We start from the raw sequence: 810 nt of genomic DNA on the forward strand, positions 1-810 counted from the left end.
CATATTTTCAACTGATGTAGTTTTGTATGGGGATGATTCCAACATTGGATTCTCAATACCAAATCCATATGGAATTAGGATAGATAGTAATTTTCTGAAAAAAACGAGCAGTGCTGAATACAAGACATCACTCTTATTATTTGTTAATTCACATAAACTGGATAAAGAAAAAGAAGTCTCTCGTATTTTTACTTTAATACAGAAATTTAGAGAGATAAAGTGGATTACAAAACATAGTTTGGAAATTCACTTTTTTGACGAAGGACTTTACGGACGGATTCATAATATGAACAACGGTAATATTAAAAGTTTATTAGAACGGATTAAAGACAGTTCATTGTGGTCAATAAATATTAGTTCTGACGATGTAGCTACTGTTCGAAACTTTAACCAACTGGCTAAACAAATAATGAAAGAAAGGTGATATAGTGAATGGTCACGGATAAAGAGTACAGATTACTTTCGAGTAAGGCATACGATGACTTTAAAACTGGAAGTAAACTTCCATTAAAAGAAGAATACCCAGATCAAAATAATTGGATAGTCCTTAAAGTAAGTGATTATTGGAAAGAAGTATTAGGGGGGACAGGCTTTGATGCAACGGTATTTGGTAGATTAGATAAAAACGATAAATTCTCTGGCGAAGCTGTTGTGGCATTCAGGGGAACTTATAGCCTTCTCGATATACAACAGGATATCGATATGTTTCTTATTGGTGACGCTGCAGGTCAGCATATTCGAACAAGAAACTTCGTTAAGAGCCTACTTTCAAATAATAAGCTCATAAGCCCCTTAATGATCTTGGACACT

At 33.8% G+C, this 810-nt stretch carries 1 protein-coding gene and 1 pseudogene; both read left to right on the forward strand.

All coding sequences use genetic code 11. The annotated features are described in order from the left end of the window. Nucleotides 1–424 (forward strand): hypothetical protein (locus tag BBG47_RS30275; protein ID WP_175400671.1); only part of this gene is annotated, 424 nt, incomplete at its 5' end. Between the two features lie 8 nt (nucleotides 425–432). Continuing rightward, nucleotides 433–810 (forward strand): annotated as a pseudogene (locus tag BBG47_RS28265) (hypothetical protein); the annotation flags it as partial.

The organism is Paenibacillus sp. KS1 (genome assembly GCF_001680695.1).
In the GTDB taxonomy this organism is placed as follows: Bacteria; Bacillota; Bacilli; order Paenibacillales; family Paenibacillaceae; genus Paenibacillus_B; species Paenibacillus_B suaedae.